The sequence below is a fragment of the Rouxiella chamberiensis genome, assembly GCF_026967475.1.
Classification (GTDB): domain Bacteria; phylum Pseudomonadota; class Gammaproteobacteria; order Enterobacterales; family Enterobacteriaceae; genus Rouxiella; species Rouxiella chamberiensis.
The window spans coordinates 4,003,524-4,021,067 of sequence record NZ_CP114058.1 but is presented as its reverse complement, the minus strand read 5'-3'; the positions used below and the strand labels follow the sequence as shown (position 1 = coordinate 4,021,067).

Genomic DNA, 17,544 nt, shown 5'->3' with positions numbered 1-17,544 from the left:
TGTAGCCTCATTCGCCCTCTGCGGATTGCAGCGTGGCGTTAAGCGAAAAAGAGAGCTCTTCGGCGGGAAGCTGTTTCACTTCCCGCAGCTGAATTCGAGGAAACAGCGCGTCGTGCGGCAAGGCGCTATCGAGTGCCAGCACCGCTTCATAGTTTGCGCTGCGGCCTTCCAGCACCACGTTGGCTGCGTTCTGACTAAGCCGTGTTGCCCAGACCTGCTGCGGCATCACCTGTGAAAGATGGCGCAATAGCTGCACGTATTGCAGACTGCGGTCGAACCGCTGCTCCATTTGCACATTTATCTGCTCGGCCCGCCGATACGCCAGTTCAAGCGCATTGACTCGCTCGAACTGGCTTTGCAGCGCCGTGCGATAATCGCTTTGCCTTTTCAGACTCAGCTCGCGTTGCTGGTTAAGTTGCCGATGAAAGAAACCGGCCAGCAGCAATGCCGCTGCTATCGCCGCCATCCCGAGCATAAAAACGCGTGTCCATAATCGATAACGCCGCTGGCGCTGCCTTTCACGCCATGGCAGAAGATTTACGCGCAGCATCAGTTATCAGCCGCGCGCACTGCCAGACCGGCGGCAATGGCAAAGGCACCCGGATTCACGGGCAGCGGCGGCGACACCTGTTGAAACGCGTCAAACGCAGACCATCTGCGCATCCCGTCGGGCAAGGGATCATCGCCTGTGCTGGTGAAATAGAGCTCGTCATTGCAGAGTTTCCGATGGCGATAAAGGGTGGCTAGCTTTTCGCGAAGCCGGGCAGGCTCGTCAATGTCTTCATCTTCCAGCAACCCGAACTGAAACGGCAGGCCGTGCGGCGCGACCCACAGCCAGTGTTGCTCGAGACGATGCAGCAGCAAGGATTCGGCCGGCACGCCCGCCGCACTGGCCGCCGCCTGAATCGCGCAGGGCGTAAGTTCGACCGTCTCGGGAAACAGCTTCGCCTGTTTCAGACAATGCTGCCAGGAGTCCAGCTCTTCGCGCCTTGCCGCCGTTACAATCAACTCGGTCGAAGCCGCGGATTCACAGCGGTAGTCGAGCGTTAGAGACTCTACCGCCAGCGGGAGTTGTTTGGCGGCGGAGGTGCGGATGAAGGCGTCGCGGTGAGGTTCCTGCAGCCGGATGTCGGGTGTCGGCAGACGAATCTGAATTATCCGCTCGGCAGGAAGACAGATACGCAGAGAAAAAGTGCCCGGCAAACGGCGTCGCCAACGCGATAAAATGACGATTAATTGTTCAGTCTCATGTAATATTCCTTGCCGCATGACCTCCTGCGGCAACGGCTGCTGCCACCAGTGGCGCAACTGCCATCCGTTACGTCGTTTCTGAACGCCGATAGCTCTGGCACAGCCGTTTTGAATATCCAGACCCACTTGCCACGTTAAGTGTCGCATTGTATTACACTTCCTTGTCGGTAAAAGGATACCCAGCGAGTTCGGTGGGCATATCGCCGAGGCAGACTTGCTTTTATACTCTGCCTTCGACTACCGTACTGCGCGCGCGGCTGTTTATAAACTGCCCAAATGTCATTGAATGGGAAATATCAGGTGAAGTTCGTAAAGTATTTATTGATCCTTGTAGTGTGTTGCATTGTGCTGGGAGCCACCTCGATATATGGACTCTACAAATATATCGAACCACAGCTGCCGGACGTCGCGACGTTAAAAGACGTGCGCTTGCAAATACCTATGCAGGTTTACAGCGCCGACGGCGAATTAATCGCCCAGTACGGTGAAAAGCGTCGTATTCCTCTGAAACTCGACCAGATCCCGCCGGAGCTGGTGCATGCGTTTATCGCCACCGAGGACAGCCGCTTCTATGAGCATCACGGTATCGACCCGGTCGGTATTTTCCGTGCGGCTTCGGTTGCCATGCTGTCCGGCCGTGCAACGCAGGGGGCGAGTACCATCACCCAGCAGCTGGCGAGAAACTTCTTCCTGAGTCCAGAGCGCACACTGACGCGAAAGATTAAAGAAGCGTTCCTGGCTATCCGCATCGAACAGATGATGACCAAAGACGAGATCCTCGAGCTTTATCTCAACAAGATCTATCTGGGTTATCGCGCCTATGGCGTGGGTTCTGCGGCGCAGGTCTATTTCGGCAAAAACGTCGACCAACTGACGCTGAGTGAAATGGCCGTGATTGCCGGTCTGCCGAAAGCGCCGTCGACCTTTAACCCGCTGTACTCGCACGATCGCGCGCTTGCCCGTCGCAACGTGGTACTGGCACGTCTGCTGGATGAAAAATACATCACTCAGGCGCAGTACGACGACGCGCGTCAGCAGCCGCTGGTGGCGAACTACCATCCGCCGGAAATCGCTTTCTCCGCGCCTTATCTCACCGAGATGGTGCGTCAGGAAATGGTGAAACGTTATGGCGACAACGCCTACAACGATGGCTATAAGGTCTATACCACCGTGACCCGCAAAACCCAGTTGGCGGCACAGGATGCCCTGCGCAACAACGTGATGGCCTACGACATGCGTCATGGCTACCGGGGTCCGTCGAACCAGCTGTGGAAAGTGGGCGAGATGGCGTGGGATCAAAAGAAAATCGTTGCCTCGCTGAAAACGCTGCCCGTCTATGGACCGCTGTTCCCGGCCGTTGTTACGCAGATCGATAACACGCAGGCCACGGCTACCATGGCCAACGGCGACAACATCAGCATGCCGTTTAGCGGCATGAGCTGGGCCCGCGCCTTCCGTTCCGATGTCAGTCAGGGCCCGAATCCCAAGAAAGTGGGCGACGTGGTGCAGCCGGGTCAGCAGATCTGGGTGCGTAAAGTCGGCAATGACTGGTGGCTGGCGCAGGTGCCGGACGTCAACTCGGCGATTGTTTCTCTGAATAACGTTACCGGCGCAGTCGAAGCGCTGGTCGGCGGTTTCGACTTCAACCAGAGCAAGTTCAACCGCGCAACGCAGGCGCTGCGTCAGGTCGGTTCGAACATCAAGCCATTCCTGTATACCGCCGCGATGGACAAGGGACTGACGCTGGCGTCAATCCTGAATGACGTGCCAATCACCCGCTGGGATGCAGGCGCAGGCACCGAATGGCGTCCGAAAAACTCACCGGCAACCTATGACGGCCCCATTCGTTTGCGTCAGGGTCTCGGACAGTCGAAGAACGTGGTCATGGTACGTGCGATGCGCGCGATGGGCGTCGACTATGCCGCCGATTATCTGCAACGTTTCGGCTTCCCGCCTGAAAACATTGTGCATTCGGAATCACTGGCGCTGGGTTCGGCCTCCTTCACGCCCATGCAGCTGGTGCGTGGCTATGCTGCGCTGACCAACGGTGGCTACCTGATTGACCCTTACTTTATTGCCAAAATCACCGATGATTTCGGCAAGACCGTGTTTGAAGCCAAACCGCGAATCGCCTGTGAAACCTGCGACATTCCGGTGATTTACGGTAACTCGCAGAAGACGGCAGTGCTGTCGGACGACAATGTCGAAAACGTTGCGGTGTCGAGTGAAGCGAAAAATGACACCGTGCCGAAGCCTCAGCTTGAGCAGGTGACGCCAAATCAGGTGCAGAGCGACAGTGAGCAGCAGTATGCGCCACACGTCATCAGCACCCAGCTGTCGTTCCTGATTCACGATGCGCTGAACAGCAACATCTACGGCGAACCCGGCTGGATGGGCACGGCCTGGCGTGCGGGCCGCGACCTGAAACGCCGTGATATCGGCGGCAAGACCGGCACCACAAACAGCTCGAAAGACGCGTGGTTCTCCGGATACGGTCCGGGTGTGGTCACTTCCGTGTATATCGGCTTTGACGATCACCGCCGTGATTTGGGGCGCACTACGGCCTCGGGCGAAATTGACGATCAGCTCTCCGGCTACGAAGGCGGCGCGAAGAGCGCGCAACCGGCATGGGACGAGTATATGAAAACCATTCTCGACGGCGTGCCGGAGCAGATGCTCAGCCCTCCTCCGGGCATTGTGACCGTCAATATCGACAAGCGCAGCGGCAAGCTGGCTGACGGTTCCGGCGGCAGTCGTGCGGAATACTTCATCGATGGCACGCAGCCGACCGAGCACGCCGTGCACGATGTCGGAACTACCATCATGGATACCGACGGTCAGTCGAAAGAGCTGTTCTAACGCATCCCAGGCTTTTTAACGCCTCATAAAAAAGCCGGACTGAAGATGATTCAGTCCGGCTTTTTCTATTGAGGAATCTGTGTTTTGGGAATCGGAGCGCTTGGCGTCTGTCTTCGGCGCAAATTATCTTGCCTGGCGGGTCAGGAAATCGTGGGCCAGAAACAGCGCGCTAACGTTTCTTGCTTCGTTGAAATCGGGCTGCTGCAAGAGCTCCATCATGCGCGAGATGGGCCAGCGGGTTTGCGGCAGAGGCTCTGGCTCGTCGCCTACCAGACTTTTGGGATAAAGCGATTTGGCGATAACGATATTCATGCGGCTCGAAAAGTACGAAGGCGCCATTGTCAGTTTGGCCAGCACGTCAAAATGCTGCGCGCCATAGCCGACCTCTTCCATCAGCTCGCGGTTTGCGGCTTCGAGAACGCTCTCGCCCGGATCGATAAGCCCCTTGGGAAAGCCCAGCTCATAGCCTTCAATCCCGACCGCGTATTCATGAATCAGCAGCAGATCGTCGCCGATAATCGGCACAATCATCACGGCTTCCCGGTCTGAAGGACGCATTCGTTCATACACGCGCTGTTCGCCGTTGCTGAACGTCAGGTCGACAGACTCGATAGTAAACAAACGGGAGCGAGCTACAGTTTCAACTTTCAGGATCTTAGGTTTTTGCAGATGCTTATCCATATCGTCCCCAATGATAATATCCCCCTCGCTGCGACCAAACCTGACTACAGCCAGCCTTTACTGCCGAACACTTGATAACCCTATAATGCGTTAATGCTCACCCGTATCGCAATCTTTGAAGGTGATTATTCGTCACCCCTGCCTTTTTTGGCGAAATAGCGTAATATCTGGCCGCTTTCGGATGGCCTTTGGGTGATAACAAAAGTTGGCATATTTAAAAATAGGATTATGCCGATACCCTGTCGAGGGAGAATATTGTTATTATTTACAGTGGTATGAACCGATTCGTTCATCCGAATAGTATATTGATTACAATAATAAAACTTCTTCCTGATAAAAAGATACGTTCTAACTATTTTGAACCTTAAATTTCATATTTTTATTATGTGTAGAATTTTCAATCAGATGGCCTAACACATCTGAATCTGAACGGGGATAGGATGAGTACAGTCGTCGAGACGCTGATTTTATTGTGCGCAGTTTTGCTTATCGCGGGCTTTGGCCTGAGATTTGCGTTGCAACGCCGACGATTGGCTTCCTCCAGCATGCATTTCTCGAAACCGAATCAGCGCAAATTAACTCAGCAGGAGCGCGATGCCGTAGAGAAATACTTCCGCCAGAACGATCCGCTTAGCCAGACGCCCATGACGCACCGCAGCAATCTCGTTTTGCAGCGCGACAAGCTGGCGTTGACCGCCAAAAGCGAAAATGTCTACTCCGTGACCCGCGCCATTACCCGCTACGGCCTCGCCAGCGACGATCCCAATAAATGGCGTTATTTCCTCGAAACCACCGAAATTCATTTGCCTTTGTTCTGGGAGCAGTTCATCGCCCAGGAAAATCATGTCGAGCTTATCAAGACGCAAACGATCCCGTTGGTGATTTCACTGAACGGACATTCGCTGGTCGACCATATTTACGACCGCGCTTCGGTGACCTCGGCCGTGATTGCCACGCCGCCGCAAAACGCCTCGATTCGTCCTGAAGAGAACGATCACGTCGAATTGCTCAGTGTCCGTCACGAAACGCGGGAAGAACATCAGCTGACCCAATCGCGCGGATTACGGGAAGCTTTTGCGCTTTCCCTTATCCTTATCCTGATTTTCGCGACATTAGTGGGTCCTCCCGCCATCCTGCCGTGGATGAGCGCCGTCATCGTGCTGCTCGCCCTATGGGTTGGCTGGCGCATGATGTCTGAAAAGCTTGGCCGAAACCGCAAAGAGATCCACTGCCTGCGCGGCATGCCGAAACGCTGGGGTTTGTTTGGCGAGTCGAAGCAGGGCGATATCAGCAATATTTCACTCGGCGTTGTCGACCTGGTCTATCCGCCGCACTGGCAGCCTTTTATCAGCCGCGAACTGGGTCAGAAAACCGACATCGACGTTTACCTGAACAGCCAGGTCGTGCGTCAGGGCCGCTATCTTTCCCTGCACGACGAAGTGAAGCACTTCCCGTTGCAGCGCTGGGGCAGAAACCTGATTTACACCTTGGTGTCGCTGATTTTACTGCTGGTGATGCTGACCTACATTCCGCTAAGTCTGCCGCTCAAGCTAAGCGTTGCCTGGTTGCAGGGTGCGCAGAGTACGCAGGTCAACAGCGTGGCGGCTCTTGAAAAAACGCCGCTGCGCGTGGGCGATACGCTAAAGGTGCAGGGTAATGGCATGTGCTACGTCCCTCCCCGCCTGAGCGCGGCAAACAGTTCGCCGTTTATGCCTTTTGACTGCTCCGCCGTCTATTGGAACGAAGCGGCCCCGCTGCCGATGCCGGAATCCGAGACTATCGAAGCAGCCGATGACCTCTTGGCGACGGTGCGCACGCAGCTGCATCCGGGCAGCAATGGCGTCGAGCAGACGCTGAACCCGCAGCTGGCGACGGCCATCGAAAAATCGGGCATGATCCTGCTGGATGATTTTTCGGATATCGTGCTGAAAACCGAAGCGCTATGCAGCAACAGTGAAGATTGTGTGAGATTGAAGAATGCACTGGTGAACCTGGGCAACGCCGATAACTGGGTGACGCTTGTAAAACGCGCCAAATCGGGCGCCCTTAAAGGCATGAATGTGCTGCTGCGCCCGGTCAGTGCCGATTCGCTCAACGAACTGGTCAATACGGCGACCACCGCCTTCTATTCGCACGAAACCCTGCGCGCCGCCGAAGCGCTCAACAGCCCGCCGCCGGGCGGATTCCTTATCAGTAATGACGAAGGCAAGCAGCTGGTTCCCGAGGTCAAACCGCCGGTGTCGCTGCTGGCCTATAATCCGCTCGAACAGTGGAAACAGCTGCAAACGCTGTCATCCATGCTGCTGCACACCCCCTTCTCGGCGCAGGGCATCATTACCAACATCAGCATCGATGCCAACGGCACGCGGCATATTTCGCTGCACAGCGAACCGGATATCTCGACGCTGTGGCGTTATCTCGGCACCACCATCTTGCTGGTTATCGTGGTCGCCACGCTTATCGTCAACGTGGCGCTGTTGATTAAACGTCGACTCAATGACAAGCTGCGGATGGAAAAAATCCTGGCTTATTACAGTAACTGTTTTAATCCGACACTGATTACCCCGACGCCGCACACGCTCGACTAAGTGCGTCGTCGAATACCGAGTATACTTGCATGACGCTGGACCTGAACTGGAAAGACATCGACACCGTTCTGCTCGACATGGACGGAACGCTGCTGGATTTAGCCTTCGACAGCCGTTTCTGGCTCGAGCAGGTTCCGCTGGCCCTCAGCGAGAAACAGCAGATCTCGATGGCCGAGGCGAAACAGCATATCCATCAGGAATATCTGGCCGTACAGCACACAATGAACTGGTACTGCTTCGACTATTGGAGTAAAAAGCTCGACCTGGATATTTACCGGATGACCACGGAGAGTGGCAGCAATGCGCGTCTGCGCGACGACACCGGCCCGTTTTTACAGGCGTTGCGTCAAAGTGGCCGCCGAACCATCTTGCTGACAAACGCCCATCCGCATAGCCTGGCCGTAAAAATCGAGCACACCGGTTTAGACCAGCACCTTGATTTATTACTTTCCACCCACACATTTGGTTATCCGAAAGAAGATCAGCGCCTCTGGGCTGCCGTACAGCAGCAAACCGGTTTTGATCCGGCAAGAACGCTTTTCGTGGACGACGGCGAACCTATTCTCGATGCAGCGAAAACCTACGGGATCCGCTACTGTCTCGGAATAGAAAATCCCGACTCCACGATGGCGGCAAAGTCATTTCAGGGCCATCCTTCAATCAGTGACTACCGCAGTCTGTTACCTCTAGGTTAACCGCCGCGGCCTCAGCCGATGATGTCCCTGCCGAAACGGGAGGAGTCATGAAGGGAAAAGCACCAGAAAAGGAAGATAACGCCGTTCGTCTCGACAAATGGCTATGGGCTGCGCGTTTCTATAAAACACGCGCGCTGGCCCGCGAGATGATCGAAGGCGGTAAGGTTCATTACAACGGCCAGCGGGGAAACCCAGCAAGCTGGTTGAGCTTAACGCCGAAATCAAGCTGCGTCAGGGTAACGACGAGAAAGTCGTCATTGTTCTGGATGTCACCGATCAACGGCGCAGCGCAGAACAGGCACAGCAGCTTTATCGGGAAACGGAAACCAGCGTGGCGAATCGAGAGAAAATCTCGCAGGCCCGCAAGATGAATGCCCTGACGATGCCACATCCCGATCGGCGGCCCGACAAGAAAGAGCGGCGCAGCCTGATAAAATTTAAATACAGCGATTCTGAATAGCCCCTTCACGCGTCATTGGTGGCAGAACAGCCAAAGGCCGCGGGAATCGCCAAATTAGGAATGAATATGTCTACCCAAGATCAATTACATCGTTATTTATTTAATCATCACGCCGTGCGCGGTGAACTGGTTTCACTGAGCGACACCTTCCAGCAGATAGTGGCAGGCCATGATTATCCGGCCGAAGTGCAGAATCTGCTGGGCGAAATGCTGGTGGCTACCAGCCTGTTGACGGCCACCCTGAAATTCGACGGCGATATCACGGTGCAGGTTCAGGGCGACGGTCCTCTGAAGCTGGCCGTTATCAACGGCAATAACCTTCAGGAGATGCGCGGTGTTGCGCGTTTGCAGGGTGAGATTGCCCCCGACAGTACGCTTAAGCAGATGCTTGGCAACGGTTATATGGTGATCACCATTTCGCCGACCGAAGGCGAGCGCTATCAGGGCGTTGTGGGTCTGGAAGGCGAAACGCTGGCCGAATGTCTGGAAGACTACTTCATGCGCTCCGAACAGCTGCCAACCCGCATCTTCATTCGCACCGGCGAGTCCGAAGGCAAGGCGGCCGCAGGCGGGATGCTGCTTCAGGTTCTGCCTGCGCAGGAAACCGATGCGGAAGAGTTCAGTCACCTGGCGCAACTGACCACGACCATCAAGGCGGAAGAGCTGTTCACCCTGCCGGCGAACGAAGTACTTTATCGTCTGTATCACCAGGAAGAGGTCACGCTGTATGAGCCGCAGGACGTGTGCTTCAAGTGCACCTGCTCCCGTCAGCGCTGCGCCGATGCCTTGCTGACGCTGCCTGATGCCGAAATTCTGGAAATGCTTGAAGAAGATAAGGAAATTGACATGCACTGCGACTATTGCGGCAGTCATTATCTCTTCGATGCGATGGACATGGTGTCTATCCGTTCCGGTGCCAACAGCACTAATGACAGCATCCACTAAGTTTTTGCCGCATAAAAATCCAGCAAAGGAGCAGTTTATTAGCTGCTCCTGTTACACCACCTTGTGCTCTACTTCGCAAATCTACCAAAAATGTCCCAATAGCTTCATTTATTTGGTTACGGCCGTGTAAAACGACTATTGTTCTCCCTACAATATCGCGCAGACAGACGATGTATATAAGGAGCAGGGATATGTCTACTACACCATTTTCGGCCGACGAGCTCACCCAATACGGGATCTCGCAGGCAAGTGAAATTATTTATAATCCGAGTTACGAGCTGTTGTATCAGGAAGAGCAGGCTTCCGGTCTTGAAGGATTTGAACGCGGTCAGTTGACCGAGCTTGGCGCCATCAACGTGGACACCGGCATTTTCACCGGCCGTTCGCCGAAAGACAAATACATCGTCCGCGACGACACAACGCGCGACACCGTGTGGTGGTCAGATCAGGGCAAAGGCAAAAACGACAACAAACCGCTGAGTCAGGAAACCTGGCTTGAGCTGAAAAAGCTGGTCGGCGAGCAGCTGTCGGGCAAACGTTTGTTCGTGGTCGATACCTTCTGCGGCACCAATGAAAATTCCCGTCTCAAAGTGCGTTTCGTCACGGAAGTGGCGTGGCAGGCACACTTTGTCAAAAACATGTTTATTCGCCCTACCGACGAAGAGCTGGTGGATTTCAAACCCGATTTCGTGGTGCTCAACGGCGCGAAGTGCAGCAATCCCAACTGGCAGGAACAGGGTCTGAACTCTGAAAACTTCATCGCATTCAACCTGACCGAGAACGTGCAGCTGATTGGCGGCACCTGGTACGGCGGCGAAATGAAAAAAGGGATGTTCGCGGTGATGAACTATCTGCTGCCGCTCAACGACATTGCTTCCATGCACTGCTCGGCCAACGTCGGCGAGAAAGGGGATGTCGCAGTGTTCTTCGGCCTTTCGGGCACCGGTAAAACAACACTTTCCACCGATCCTAAACGCAAGCTTATCGGTGACGACGAGCACGGCTGGGACGACGAAGGCGTGTTTAACTTCGAAGGCGGTTGCTACGCGAAAACCATCAATCTGAGTCAGGAAGCCGAACCCGATATCTTTGGTGCCATTCGCCGTGATGCCCTGCTGGAAAACGTCGCAGTGGATGCCGAAGGTAAAATCGATTTCAACGACGGCTCAAAAACCGAAAACACTCGTGTGACCTACCCTATCTATCACATCGACAATATCGTCAAGCCGGTGTCGAAAGCGGGTCATGCCACCAAGGTAATCTTCCTGACGGCCGATGCCTACGGCGTACTGCCGCCGGTTTCCTGCCTGAATGACGAACAGACGCAATACTATTTCCTGTCCGGTTTTACCGCCAAACTGGCCGGTACCGAGCGCGGTGTAACCCAGCCGACGCCAACCTTCTCCGCCTGTTTCGGCGCCGCTTTCCTCACCCTGCATCCTACGCAGTATGCAGAAGTGCTGGAAAAACGCATGAAAGCTTCCGGTGCGAAGGCCTATCTGGTCAATACCGGCTGGAACGGCACCGGTAAACGTATTTCACTGAAAAATACCCGCGCGATTATCGACTCCATCCTGAGCGGTGAAATCGACAATCAGCCGACGACACAGCTGCCAATCTTTGATCTGGCCGTACCGCAGACGTTGCCGGGTGTAGATACGCAGATTCTTGATCCGCGTGCCACCTACCCGAGCGCCGACGAATGGCAGACCAAGGCGGAGGCGCTGGCGACGCTGTTCGTCGAGAACTTCAGCAAATATACCGACACCGATACCGGCGCTGCGCTGGAAAGTGCCGGGCCCAAGCTGTAATGGCAACGCTGACAATCCGCAACCTTGATGACGAGGTCAAAGATTTGCTGCGGCTGTCGGCGGCTAAAAACGGGCATTCCATGGAAGAAGAGGCCCGAACCATTCTTCGGCAGGCGCTGCAAGGCAGCCCGCCAAGCTATGGTTTGGGCAGTCGCCTGCAACAGCGATTCTCGCAAAGCGGAGGCGTCGATCTCGCGCTTCCTCCGCGTGGCGAGCGCTCCCCTGCGTCGGAAGAAAAGCCGTGATTGTGCTCGACACCTCGGTCATTGCCGAGTTAGTGCGGCCAAAACCGCACAAGCCGTTGCTGGAATGGCTGGATGCCCAGGATGCACAGCAGCTGTTTTTGACCGCCCTTTCTGTCGCCGAACTTTTCACGGGTATTGAAGCGCTGGCAGAAGGTCCGCAAAAAACCAGATTTCAACGTTATTGCTTGAAACGCTGAATCAGGATTTTGCAGGCCGACTGCTGGCCTTTGACGCACACAGCGCGCTGATTTATGCCCGGCTCTTTGCCGAGAATCAACATGCTCCCGCTCCGCTCAATCAAACTGACCTGCAAAACGTCGCCATCTGCCAGCAGCATCAGGCTCGCCTCGCGACCCAGGATCTTGCCCGCTTCGCATCGACAGGTCTCAGCCTGATTAACCCCTGGGAAAACCGGGGCAGTCCGCGATGGAGAGAAGACTCGGCAGAGTATTTCATCATGAGTCGGAAATCCTGACGCCTTTGCTCGCTTCAAATGCAAAGGGCAGGCACGTTTAACGGTGCCTGCCCTTTTTGCTTTCAACCCAACGCGTAATCTCTTTCGCTAACTGATTTCACTGTTTTTGACCGGATTCGTCGTCGCCGTCGTCGCCTCTTTTACCGAGTGCGGCAGATAAGCCCTAAACCTGAGCCCGCCGCGCGGACTCTTGCCGATATCAAGCGATCCGGCGTGCGCATCGATGATACGCTGCACGATAGCCAGCCCAAGGCCGGTACCGCTGATGGTACGCGCGCTGTCGCCACGAACGAACGGCTGGAACAGGTGCGCCAGCTGGTCCGGTTCAATGCCGGGACCGTCGTCTTCAACCTGGAACCAGCTACGGTTCAACTCGTGACCGCTGCTGACTTTTATCCAGCCATTACCGTAACGCGCCGCATTGACTACCATATTCACCGCAGCACGCTTGATGGACAGCGGATGCACATTTACCAGCACCTCGCCTTCGACCAAATCGGTCTCTATCTCGCGCTCATACCCGCTTTCTGCGGCCACCACTTCGCCAAGAATCGAGTTGAGATCGCAGATTTCAGTCTGCATCTCCTGACCGGTACGCAGATAATCAATAAATTGCTCGATGATGGCATTGCTCTCTTCGATGTCTTTATTGATGGACTCCGCGAGGTAGCCGTCTTCGCTACTCATCATCTCGGTGGCGAGACGAATGCGCGTCAGCGGCGTACGCAGGTCATGACTGACACCCGCCATCAGCAGCGTGCGGTCATCAGCCAGCTGTTTTACGCCCGACGCCATCTGATTGAATGCCCGCGTTACCGAACGGACTTCGGAGGCGCCATATTCGCGTAAAGGCGGCGGAATAATGCCCTTTCCGACTTGCAGCGCGGCGTGCTCCAGCTCCACAAGGGGTCGGTTCTGGATACGGATAAACAGCCATGCGCCGCCTATCGCCAGCAACATAATCGCCAAGGTATAACGGAACAGCGGCGAGAAATCGCCTTGATGAATTTCGGTAAGCGGCACGCGTACCCAGATGTCGGGAGACAACCAGGTCTTGAGCCAGACGACAGGGGTATTCTTGTTGACTTCGACACGGACGTCGGTCGGACCGCCAAGCTGCTGAGCCATTTGCTGGCTCAGAAACTCGTAGTGCTGCGCCCAGCGTAACCCGCTCTCTTCGGCAGCAGAGTTGGTGTACAGCGAGATGCCCAGCTCACGATAGATTTCGCGGCGAAACGCCGGCGGCACTTCCAGCAGTGTGCCATCCTCAAGTTGCAGCTTGTCGGTCATCAGCATACGCACTTCGTAGGCCAGGACTTTATTGAACTGCTGCAAACTTGGCAGAATGGCGAAGTTCAGCACTACCAGATAGGTCGTCACCAGGCTGACAAACAGCAGGGTGACGATTAACAGCAAGGTACGGGCAAAGGAGCTACGCGGTGAGAAGCGTATTTTCCTCATGCCTTACTGCCGTCCGGGACAAAGACGTAGCCAAGACCCCAAACGGTCTGGATATAACGCGGATGCGCCGGATCTTCTTCCACCATACGGCGAAGACGCGAAATCTGCACATCAATGGAACGCTCCATCGCCGAGTATTCACGGCCACGCGCCAGATTCATCAGCTTGTCGCGGGACAGCGGCTCGCGAGGATGGCTCACCAGCGCTTTCAGCACCGCAAATTCACCGCTGGTCAACGGCATAGGCTCGTCTTCACGGAACATTTCGCGGGTGCCGAGATTCAGTTTGAATTTTCCAAACGAAATCACCGCTTCTTCCTGGGAAGGTGCGCCTGGCAGTTCATTCGCCTGACGACGCAGCACGGCACGGATGCGGGCCAGCAATTCACGCGGGTTGAACGGTTTTGGAATGTAGTCGTCGGCACCGATTTCCAGGCCCACGATACGGTCAACTTCTTCACCCTTGGCGGTCACCATGATGATCGGCATAGGGTTGCTTTGACTGCGCAGACGGCGGCAGATAGACAGCCCGTCTTCGCCCGGCAGCATCAGGTCAAGCACCATCAAATGGAAGGATTCACGCGTCAATAAACGGTCCATTTGTTCAGCATTGGCAACGCTTCTTACCTGGAAGCCCTGCTCGGTCAGATAGCGTTCTAAAAGTGCGCGTAGACGCATATCGTCATCAACTACCAGAATCTTGTGATTCTCTTGCATTTTATTACTCCCAAAGGCGCTAATACCCGAAGCTCGTATTGTAAAAAAGCTACGGCTAACAGACAGCTTTTAATGGTATATATTCTAGTCGAAATTGTAACAATGCTTATGCTTTGCCCAATTTATCAATAATTTTTGGTGATTTCAGCCGATCTTACAGCAAAAGCTACGCCCTTTCGGGGTCTGTTCATATCTTTATGCTTTTTACATTTTTTGGGCGACGCTTCCCATATTGATAAGGGGCGGGAATCGGCTATTCCTTGATGTTCCGCGCTGAGTTATTCTGCCCTCATGCTTTATCTCCACCGACCAAAACGAAGAAGCCGATGAAAACCAAGCTGATTACGCGCGAAGGCTACCAGAAACTCAAACAGGAACTCGACTTTCTCTGGCGCGAAGATCGCCCCGAAGTCACGAAAAAAGTCACGTGGGCAGCGAGCCTCGGCGACAGAAGTGAAAATGCCGATTACCAGTACAATAAAAAGCGCCTGCGCGAGATTGACCGCCGTATCCGCTATCTCACCAAATGCATGGAAGAGCTGCGGATTGTCGATTATTCGCCGCAGCAAGACGGCAAGGTGTTTTTCGGCGCACAGGTCGAGATAGAAAACGAAGAAGGCCAGACGCTGAGTTTTCGCATTGTCGGTTATGACGAGATTTTCGGCCGCAAGGATTACATCTCCATCGACTCGCCGATGGCACGCGCCCTGCTGAAAAAAGAGGTCGGCGACAGCGCCATCGTCAATACGCCGGTCGGCGACGCCGTCTGGTATGTCAACGAGATAACCTACCCTGCCGCCGGGTAACCTTCCATCTATCTCAAAACGCCAGCGTCGGCATGGAGATGACTGGCATTTTCAGCGTTCAAAACGTATAACTGTCCCCCTGTTTTCACCTAAAAATTCTCTATAACTATGAATGATCAACTGAGCCGCATCATCGCGACAGAATTGCAGGTACGCCCCGAGCAGGTTGCTTCGGTCGTCCGCTTACTGGATGAAGGTAATACCGTGCCGTTTATCGCGCGGTATCGTAAGGAAGTCACCGGCGGGTTGGATGATACCCAACTGCGTCAGTTGGACACCCGTCTTGGTTATTTGCGTGAACTTGAAGACCGCCGCCAGACTATCCTCAAGTCCATCGAGGAACAGGGCAAGCTAAGCGACGATCTTGCAAACGCCATCAACGGTACGCTGAGCAAGACCGAACTGGAAGACCTTTATCTGCCGTTCAAACCCAAGCGCCGCACGCGTGGGCAGATTGCGATTGAAGCCGGTCTCGAGCCGCTGGCCGACCTGCTGTGGCACAATGCCGACCAGGTGCCGGAAGACGCGGCCGCCCCTATATTGATGCCGATAAAGGCGTTGCCGATACCAAAGCCGCGCTCGATGGCGCGCGCTATATCCTGATGGAGCGTTTTGCCGAAGACGCGACACTGCTGGCCAAAGTCCGCGACTATCTGTGGAAAAATGCTCACCTGACCTCACGCATGGTCGAAGGCAAAGAGCAGGACGGCGCGAAGTTCCGTGACTATTTCGATCACCATGAACCGATTTCACAGGTGCCGTCGCACCGCGCGCTGGCGATGTTCCGCGGCCGCAACGAAGGCGTGCTGCAACTGGCGCTGAATGCCGATCCCCAATTCGACGAACCGCCGCGCGAGAGTTACGCCGAGCAGATAATCATCGACCATCTTGGGCTAAAACTGAACAACGCACCTGCCGACGTCTGGCGTCGCGCGGTCGTGAACTGGACCTGGCGCATCAAGGTGTTGATGCACCTTGAAACCGAGCTGATGAGCACCGTGCGCGAGCGCGCCGAAGATGAGGCCATCAACGTCTTTGCACGTAACATGCACGACCTGCTGATGGCCGCACCGGCCGGCATGCGGGCAACCATGGGTCTCGATCCGGGTCTGCGCACCGGGGTGAAGGTGGCGGTTGTCGACAACACCGGCAAGCTGGTCGGCATCGACACCGTGTATCCACACACCGGTCAGGCGGCGAAAGCGGCGCAGCAGGTTGCCGCACTGTGCATCAAGCACAACGTCGAGCTGGTCGCTATCGGCAACGGTACGGCTTCACGCGAAACCGAACGCTTCTTTATTGAACTGCAAAAGCAGTTCCCGCAGGTTACCGCGCAGAAAGTGATCGTCAGCGAAGCGGGCGCGTCTGTCTATTCGGCTTCCGAGCTGGCGGCGCTTGAGTTCCCTGACCTTGACGTCTCGATTCGCGGTGCCGTCTCCATCGCTCGCCGTTTGCAGGATCCTTTGGCGGAACTGGTGAAGATCGACCCGAAATCCATCGGCGTGGGTCAGTATCAGCACGACGTCAGCCAGAGTCTGCTGGCGAAGAAGCTGGACGCGGTCGTGGAAGACTGTGTGAACGCCGTTGGCGTAGACCTGAACACCGCCTCAGTGCCACTGTTGACTCGCGTTGCCGGATTAACCCGCATGATGGCGCAGAATATCGTTAACTGGCGTGATGAAAACGGCCAGTTCCGCAATCGTGAACAACTGCTGAAAGTCAGCCGTCTCGGCCCGAAAGCGTTCGAGCAGTGCGCGGGCTTCCTGCGCATCAATCACGGCGACAACCCGCTGGATGCCTCGACGGTTCACCCTGAAACCTATCCGGTAGTGCAGCGCATTCTGGCCGCGACCGAAATGGCGCTGAAAGACTTGATAGGCGACGCCAACGTGCTGCGCGGCCTGAAAGTCAGCGAGTTTGCCGACGCGCGTTTCGGCGTACCTACCGTGACCGACATCATCAAGGCGCTGGAGAAACCCGGGCACGATCCGCGTCCCGAGTTCAAGACCGCAACCTTTGCCGAAGGCGTCGAAACCATGAACGACCTGACGCCGGGTATGGTGCTGGAAGGCACGGTCACCAATGTCACCAACTTTGGTGCCTTTGTGGATATCGGCGTGCATCAGGATGGTCTGGTGCATATCTCGTCGCTGGCCAACAAGTTTGTCGAAGACCCGCATACCGTGGTGAAAACCGGCGATATCGTCAAGGTCAAAGTGATGGAAGTGGATCTCCAACGCAAGCGTATCGCGCTGACCATGCGGCTTGACGAGCAACCGGGCGAAGCCCCTGCGCGTCGAAGCAGCGCACCGTCAGCTCCGGCTGCCGGTAAAGGCCGTGACGCCCAGAAACGCGCCGCACCGGCCGCACCGGGTCGTGGCAACAGCAGTGCGGGTAACAATGCGATGGCCGATGCGCTCGCCGCGGCGGTTCGGCAAGAAAAAGTAAATCTCGCAGGGCGACACAGACCCTTTCTCCTGTATCGGCCCGATGCCGGGCAGCGAGGAGAGCATTACCGTTGCCTCGTTTAATTCGAATCATCGTCTGGACA

General features: G+C 55.5%; 14 protein-coding genes and 2 pseudogenes. 11 read left to right on the top strand and 5 right to left on the bottom strand.

What is annotated here, in order from left to right; translation table 11 throughout:
* Positions 1-7: 7 nt before the first annotated feature.
* Together O1V66_RS18670 and pilM are read right to left on the bottom strand one after the other, a co-directional pair.
* Positions 8-550, bottom strand: a complete 543-nt coding sequence (locus tag O1V66_RS18670) for a PilN domain-containing protein (protein ID WP_045048658.1) — start codon at positions 548-550, stop codon at positions 8-10.
* On the bottom strand, positions 550-1,398 hold the full coding sequence (gene pilM / locus O1V66_RS18665) for a pilus assembly protein PilM (RefSeq protein WP_045048659.1): 849 nt from the start codon (positions 1,396-1,398) through the stop codon (positions 550-552). The genes O1V66_RS18670 and pilM overlap by 1 nt, the downstream gene beginning before the upstream one ends.
* A 153-nt stretch (positions 1,399-1,551) precedes the next feature.
* Between pilM and mrcA the strand changes: the two genes are divergently transcribed.
* The gene (gene mrcA / locus O1V66_RS18660; protein ID WP_045048660.1) at positions 1,552-4,110 is read left to right on the top strand and encodes a peptidoglycan glycosyltransferase/peptidoglycan DD-transpeptidase MrcA; all 2,559 of its coding nucleotides are present in this window, start codon (positions 1,552-1,554) and stop codon (positions 4,108-4,110) included.
* A 123-nt stretch (positions 4,111-4,233) separates the two neighbouring features.
* Here the strand turns inward: mrcA and nudE are convergent, their stop codons facing one another.
* Complete coding sequence (nudE, locus tag O1V66_RS18655) at positions 4,234-4,791, bottom strand: ADP compounds hydrolase NudE (protein ID WP_045048661.1); 558 nt, start codon at positions 4,789-4,791, stop codon at positions 4,234-4,236.
* 440 nt (positions 4,792-5,231) lie between these two features.
* On the opposite strand from nudE, the gene O1V66_RS18650 reads away from it, so the two are divergent.
* The 8 genes and pseudogenes from O1V66_RS18650 (at position 5,232) to O1V66_RS18615 (ending at position 12,010) form a co-directional block, all read left to right on the top strand.
* The gene (locus O1V66_RS18650; RefSeq protein ID WP_045048662.1) at positions 5,232-7,379 is read left to right on the top strand and encodes an intracellular growth attenuator family protein; all 2,148 of its coding nucleotides are present in this window, start codon (positions 5,232-5,234) and stop codon (positions 7,377-7,379) included.
* A gap of 29 nt (positions 7,380-7,408) precedes the next feature.
* Positions 7,409-8,074: a GMP/IMP nucleotidase gene (gene yrfG / locus O1V66_RS18645; protein WP_045048663.1), complete on the top strand. Its 666-nt coding sequence runs from the start codon at positions 7,409-7,411 to the stop codon at positions 8,072-8,074.
* Between the two features lie 47 nt (positions 8,075-8,121).
* Positions 8,122-8,534, top strand: a pseudogene (gene hslR / locus O1V66_RS18640) (ribosome-associated heat shock protein Hsp15).
* Positions 8,535-8,600: 66 nt separating this feature from the next.
* A complete protein-coding gene (gene hslO / locus O1V66_RS18635) occupies positions 8,601-9,479 on the top strand; it encodes an Hsp33 family molecular chaperone HslO (RefSeq protein ID WP_045048665.1) in 879 nt (292 codons plus the stop codon).
* Positions 9,480-9,670: 191 nt separating this feature from the next.
* Positions 9,671-11,290 carry a phosphoenolpyruvate carboxykinase (ATP) gene (gene pckA, locus O1V66_RS18630; protein ID WP_045048666.1) on the top strand — a complete coding sequence of 540 codons (1,620 nt, stop codon included), beginning with the start codon at positions 9,671-9,673 and terminating at the stop codon, positions 11,288-11,290.
* A complete protein-coding gene (locus O1V66_RS18625) occupies positions 11,290-11,535 on the top strand; it encodes a FitA-like ribbon-helix-helix domain-containing protein (RefSeq protein WP_045048667.1) in 246 nt (81 codons plus the stop codon). The genes pckA and O1V66_RS18625 overlap by 1 nt, the downstream gene beginning before the upstream one ends.
* On the top strand, positions 11,532-11,732 hold the full coding sequence (locus O1V66_RS18620) for a PIN domain-containing protein (protein WP_269127963.1): 201 nt from the start codon (positions 11,532-11,534) through the stop codon (positions 11,730-11,732). Before O1V66_RS18625 ends, O1V66_RS18620 begins: the two co-directional genes overlap by 4 nt.
* On the top strand, positions 11,717-12,010 hold the full coding sequence (locus O1V66_RS18615) for a PIN domain-containing protein (RefSeq protein ID WP_269127962.1): 294 nt from the start codon (positions 11,717-11,719) through the stop codon (positions 12,008-12,010). The genes O1V66_RS18620 and O1V66_RS18615 overlap by 16 nt, the downstream gene beginning before the upstream one ends.
* Positions 12,011-12,097: 87 nt before the next feature.
* On the opposite strand, the gene envZ is transcribed toward O1V66_RS18615, so the two are convergent.
* The gene (gene envZ / locus O1V66_RS18610) at positions 12,098-13,471 is read right to left on the bottom strand and encodes a two-component system sensor histidine kinase EnvZ (RefSeq protein WP_045048669.1); all 1,374 of its coding nucleotides are present in this window, start codon (positions 13,469-13,471) and stop codon (positions 12,098-12,100) included.
* Positions 13,468-14,187 carry an osmolarity response regulator transcription factor OmpR gene (ompR, locus tag O1V66_RS18605; protein ID WP_009635740.1) on the bottom strand — a complete coding sequence of 240 codons (720 nt, stop codon included), beginning with the start codon at positions 14,185-14,187 and terminating at the stop codon, positions 13,468-13,470. The genes envZ and ompR overlap by 4 nt, the downstream gene beginning before the upstream one ends.
* Positions 14,188-14,513: 326 nt before the next feature.
* On the opposite strand from ompR, the gene greB reads away from it, so the two are divergent.
* On the top strand, positions 14,514-14,993 hold the full coding sequence (gene greB, locus O1V66_RS18600) for a transcription elongation factor GreB (RefSeq protein WP_045048670.1): 480 nt from the start codon (positions 14,514-14,516) through the stop codon (positions 14,991-14,993).
* A 108-nt stretch (positions 14,994-15,101) separates the two neighbouring features.
* Positions 15,102-17,524 (top strand): annotated as a pseudogene (locus tag O1V66_RS18595) (Tex family protein).
* Positions 17,525-17,544 lie beyond the last annotated feature (20 nt).